The organism is Streptomyces purpurogeneiscleroticus, from assembly GCF_020024005.1.
In the GTDB taxonomy this organism is placed as follows: Bacteria; Actinomycetota; Actinomycetes; order Streptomycetales; family Streptomycetaceae; genus Streptomyces; species Streptomyces purpurogeneiscleroticus.
In genome coordinates, this window is sequence record NZ_NHSG01000007.1 from 1 (window position 1) to 3,924 (window position 3,924).

Sequence of the window (3,924 nt, forward strand, 5' to 3'; positions counted from 1 at the left end):
TCAAACTCTCCGTGAATGTTTACCGGTAATCCGGTGCACACATCACGAGAGCGGAACGTCCGGACGGAATAGGTCCAGACGTTCACAGCGTCCTCGCTGTGTTTTTTCAAAGGAACCTCGTCCCAGCGGATGCTGGAGACGGGGTATCAACATATCTGGCGTTGACTTTTGGCACGCTGTTGAGTTCTCAAGGAACGGACGCTTCCTTTGGTCCCGTTTCACCGGGCCCTCCGGGCGCTTCCCTTCGGTGTTTCACACTCTATCAGGTCTTTCTGGCCTTCCGAACCGCGCTCTTTTCCGTAGCCATTGCACGCATTGCAAAACAATGCAGGCATACAGAATTGACCGAGATTCTCGGATCAGGACTCTGATGGGGTGCTGTCCCGGTCTCGGGGCGCAGTGACTGCGTCCTCGTTTCCGGGGCAGGTGTTAGACAGTACAGGTGGGGTTGGGGCGAGGCAAATCGGGGGAAGGGCGAGCGTCCAGCGGTACCCCTTCACACGCGTGATCGCGCCTCGCGTCTCTCGTGCGGAGTGTCCACTTCTTATGACTTACGCTCTGACCGGTGCGCCGTCCGGGACAGGTAGTGACGGCGACCTGATAGATCTCCACCCCTGGGAGGCTTCCCATGACCACCGTGACGTCCCCGCTCGCCGGACGCGCCATCGGGCTCAGTGCAGTTCCTGACCCCGTCTTCTCCGGCGCGATGGTGGGGCCCGGTACCGCGATCGACCCTGAGCGGGAGCCTTCCGTGGCGCTCGCGCCCGTGGAAGGTGTCGTCGTTTCTCTGCACCCGCACGCGTTCGTCGTCGTCGACAGCGCCGGGCACGGAGTACTGACGCACCTCGGCATCGACACCGTTCAGCTCAACGGCGAGGGCTTCGAGCTGCTCGTCAATAAGGGGGACACCGTGACGCGCGGCCAGGGCGTCGTCCGGTGGAACCCCGCCGCCGTCGAGGAGGCCGGCAAGTCGCCGGTCTGCCCCGTCGTTGCTCTGGAGGCCACCGCTGACGCGCTCGGCGACGTGCGCGAGGACGGCGACGTAAAGGCCGGAGACCAGCTTTTCAGCTGGCAGTGATGCGCGGCGCCGTTCCGTAGGGCACGCGCGCGTGGCGCGCGCGGACGGCAGCGTGTACCGAGCGGTCCCACCGGACCGCACGTACGACAGTTCAACGCGACGGCAGTGACCGTCGCATCACACGGAGACGGGTGCAATGGAGACAACGCTGCGAGGCGTCGGCGTGAGCCACGGTGTCGCCATAGGCGAGGTGCGGCACATGGGGACGGCGGTGCTGGAACCGCCGGCCAAGCAGATCCCCGCCGAGGAAGCGGAGCGCGAGCAGGGGCGCGCCCGCCAGGCCGTGGAAGCCGTGGCCGCCGACCTGATCGCCCGCGGCAACCTCGCGGGCGGTGAGGCGCAGGCGGTGCTGGAGGCCCAGGCCATGATGGCCCAGGACCCCGAGCTGATGGCCGACGTCGACCGCCGGATCGCGGTGGGCAGCACGGCCGAGCGCGGTGTGTACGACGCGTTCGCCGCCTACCGGGCGCTGCTGGCCGGTGCCGGGGAGTACCTGGCGGGCCGGGTCGCGGACCTGGACGACGTGCGGAACCGGATCGTGGCGCGGCTGCTGGGCGTGCCGATGCCGGGTGTGCCGGACAGCGACGAGCCGTACGTGCTGATCGCGCGGGACCTCGCGCCGGCCGACACGGCGCTGCTGGACCCGTCACTGGTGCTCGGCTTCGTGACCGAGGAAGGCGGGCCGACCAGCCACAGCGCGATTCTGGCGCGGGCGCTGGGCGTGCCGGCCGTGGTCGCGCTGCCGGGTGCGCACGAGCTGGTCGAGGGCACCGTGGTGGCCGTGGACGGCTCCACCGGGGAGATCTTCGTGAACCCGAGTGACGAGAAGCGTGCCGAGATGGAGCGGGCGGCAGCGGAGCGGAAGGCCGCGCTCGCCGCCGCCACCGGGCCGGGCGCGACGTCCGATGGCCACAAGGTGCCGCTGCTGGCGAATGTCGGCGGTCCGGCGGACGTTCCGGCGGCGGTCGAGGCCGGTGCCGAGGGCGTCGGGCTGTTCCGTACCGAGTTCCTGTTCCTCGACGACAGCAAGAACGCGCCGTCGGAGGAGAAGCAGGTCGAGGCGTACCGCCAGGTGCTGGAGGCGTTCCCCGAGGGCCGGGTGGTCGTGCGCGTGCTGGACGCGGGCGCGGACAAGCCGCTGGACTTCCTGACGCCGTCGGACGAGCCGAACCCGGCGCTGGGCGTGCGGGGTCTGCGTACCCTGCTCGACCACCCCGACGTGCTGCGGACCCAGCTCACCGCGCTGGCCAAGGCGGCGGAGGGGCTGCCGGTCTACCTCGAGGTCATGGCGCCGATGGTGGCGGACCGTACGGACGCCAAGGCGTTCGCCGACGCGTGCCGTGAGGCGGGGCTGCAGGCGAAGTTCGGTGCGATGGTGGAGATTCCCTCCGCCGCGCTGCGGGCGCGTTCGATCCTGCAGGAGGTGGAGTTCCTGTCGCTGGGCACCAATGACCTGGCGCAGTACACCTTCGCGGCCGACCGTCAGGTCGGTGCGGTGTCCCGGCTGCAGGACCCGTGGCAGCCCGCGCTGCTCGACCTGGTGGCGATCTCGGCCGAGGCCGCCAAGGCCGAGGGCAAGAGCTGTGGTGTGTGCGGCGAGGCGGCTTCCGACCCGCTGCTCGCGTGTGTGTTGACCGGACTGGGCGTCACCAGCCTTTCCATGGGTGCGGCGTCGCTTCCTTACGTGCGCGCGACGCTGGCGAAGCACACGCTGGCGCAGTGCGAGCGTGCCGCGTCGGCGGCGCGTGCGGCGGACACCGCCGAGGAGGCCCGTCTGGCGGCGCAGGCGGTGCTCTCCGGGGAGTGACCGCAGGTTCTTCTCCTCAGCGGCGCAGTGCTGTGTGCTGATGCCGTGCTTCCGATGGCCGTCCCGCCCTTGTGGCGGGGCGGCCATCGGCGTTTCGGGCGGGCTGCCCGCCGGTCTGTTACGTGTCTCCGCAGTACTGGTGCGGGTATGCGGGCGGCGGCACGGCGATGCCGGGGAGGTAGTCGACGCCCGGCTCGGGTGAGACGGGATCGCCGGTCCTGGCGTCGGTGCAGTACGCGGAGAAGACCTCGGCTGCGGTGAGGGCGCGCAGCCAGGTGCCGTGCAGGGACCAGCCGCGTACTTCGTCGCCGTGCTCGTCGTCGAGGGTGCGGGAGACGACGCCGCCCGGGCGGCGCAGGGCGATGCCGGCGGCGAGCACCGTGCAGAAGATCAGTGCTTCCGCTTCGGCCAGGTGGAGTCGGCCGTCGGGGCGTGCCGTGGCGTTCAGTGTCGCGAGCAGCGGGCTGCCGTCGCCGGCGGGGACGCTGCAGACGAGGTGGTGTCTGCCGGGTCCCAGGGCGTCGAGGAGCCGGAGCATGGCCTGGGAGGCGTTTTCGAAGGCGTCGTGGGCGGTGTCGCCGTCGCAGGCGGGGCAGTGGCCTGCGGTGGCGAGGAGGGCGCCGGCGCGGTCCCAGGTGTCCCGGCGGTCGGCCTCGTCGAGGAGTGCGGGCAGGGTGTCGGTGAGCCGTCGTCCGGTGTACGGGACGGTGGCGCCGGTTGCGGCCGTCTCGGTGGTGTACCGGGCGCGGCTTTCGGGGCGGTCGGGGTGGAGTCCGTTGTCGGTGCAGTAGGCGGCGTATTCGCCGGGGTCGAAGAGGGTGAGCGTGGTGTGCCGGCCCTGGGCCGCGAGGGTGCGGAGCAGGCCGTCGAGCCGGCGGAGGTAGCCGGGGTGGTCCTGGCCGGTGAAGGGGAAGGTGCGGTAGCGGCCCATGGCCGCGAGGTCCTCCGGTGTCGGCAGGACGGCGAGGGTGCCGGGGATTTCGCGGCTCAGCCGGCGCCGGGCGGCAGCGGTGCGGCGGCGGGCGTGGCCTGCGGGTCC

At 70.7% G+C, this 3,924-nt stretch carries 3 protein-coding genes; 2 read left to right on the top strand and 1 reads right to left on the bottom strand.

Annotation, left to right across the window (positions count from 1 at the left end; translation table 11 throughout):
- Positions 1-628 precede the first annotated feature (628 nt).
- Together CCS38_RS00220 and ptsP are read left to right on the top strand one after the other, a co-directional pair.
- Positions 629-1,078 carry a PTS sugar transporter subunit IIA gene (locus CCS38_RS00220; protein WP_030250544.1) on the top strand — a complete coding sequence of 150 codons (450 nt, stop codon included), beginning with the start codon at positions 629-631 and terminating at the stop codon, positions 1,076-1,078.
- Positions 1,079-1,214: 136 nt separating this feature from the next.
- Positions 1,215-2,885: a phosphoenolpyruvate--protein phosphotransferase gene (gene ptsP, locus CCS38_RS00225; RefSeq protein ID WP_031064011.1), complete on the top strand. Its 1,671-nt coding sequence runs from the start codon at positions 1,215-1,217 to the stop codon at positions 2,883-2,885.
- Between the two features lie 118 nt (positions 2,886-3,003).
- Here ptsP and CCS38_RS00230 read toward each other — a convergent pair.
- The coding region (locus CCS38_RS00230; RefSeq protein ID WP_372456945.1) for a DUF8829 domain-containing protein at positions 3,004-3,924 on the bottom strand (921 nt) is incomplete at its 5' end.

What these genes read in the sequence shown, in the direction of transcription:
- CCS38_RS00220 (WP_030250544.1), top strand. Translation starts at nt 629, where the DNA reads ATGACCACCGTGACGTCCCCGCTCGCCGGACGCGCCATCGGGCTCAGT.
- ptsP (WP_031064011.1), top strand. Translation starts at nt 1,215, where the DNA reads ATGGAGACAACGCTGCGAGGCGTCGGCGTGAGCCACGGTGTCGCCATA.